An 803-nucleotide genomic window follows, 5' to 3' on the forward strand; every position below is an offset into this window, starting at 1 on the left:
ATCGCAGCCTTTCTTGTTGGCATGCTGCTGGCGGCTCTGGAAAAACTGGTCTGAGCGCTTCAGCTGAGACGGAGTACGAGGAAAAGACATGCAAGTGACAAGCCCTATTATTGCCCCGGTCGTGGTACTGGTGGCCTGGACCATGGTCATGTGGCTCTGGATGTATGTGGCCCGATTGCCGGCCATGAAAGCCGCCAACATGAAACCGGACCCGATGGCGCCCCGGGGCGAACAGATGAGCACCCTGCCCGCCAGGGTTCGCTGGAAAGCGGATAACTATAATCATCTGATGGAACAGCCTACGGTGTTCTATGCCGTGGCCCTGTCGTTGGCGCTGCTTGGCCAGGGTGACGGTATCAACCTGACGTTGGCCTGGGCCTATGTGGGTATCCGCGTGGTGCATTCGGTGCTGCAGGCGCTGATCAACAAGATCGAGCTGCGTTTTGTGTTGTTTGCCCTGTCTTCACTGGTACTGATCGGGCTCACCGTCAATGCGTTACGCGCCGTGTTCTGATGGCCTTTGATAGCGATCTGGCGCTGCGGGTGCGCGAAGGACTGCTGACAGTCAGCGGTGCCCTGCCCGATGAAAAGCGCATGTTCGGTGGCCTTTGTTTCATGATTGCCGGCAACATGTGTTGCGGCATTCTTGGTGACCGGCTGATGGCCAGAGTCGGGCCGGATGCCTACCGTGCCCTGCTTGCTAAGCCAGGAGCCGGCGAGATGGATTTCACTGGCCGGCCTATTAACAGGCTGCTGAAAAGCCCTTTGCGTACTCAGCGTGGCCTGAAGGGTGCAGCTGTTGT

Annotated in this window: 2 protein-coding genes; both read left to right on the plus strand. The window is 58.3% G+C overall.

The annotated features are described in order from the left end of the window. Window positions 1-88 precede the first annotated feature (88 nt). Window positions 89-514 carry an MAPEG family protein gene (locus B3Q33_RS00565; RefSeq protein ID WP_273010023.1) on the plus strand — a complete coding sequence of 142 codons (426 nt, stop codon included), beginning with the start codon at window positions 89-91 and terminating at the stop codon, window positions 512-514. Next, a partial coding sequence (locus B3Q33_RS00570; RefSeq protein WP_286826402.1) for a TfoX/Sxy family protein occupies window positions 514-803 on the plus strand: 290 nt, incomplete at its 3' end. The genes B3Q33_RS00565 and B3Q33_RS00570, both read left to right, overlap by 1 nt.

Origin of the sequence: Alcanivorax sp. UBA3183, from assembly GCF_002364155.1 — a bacterium.
Classification (GTDB): Bacteria; Pseudomonadota; Gammaproteobacteria; order Pseudomonadales; family Alcanivoracaceae; genus Alcanivorax; species Alcanivorax jadensis.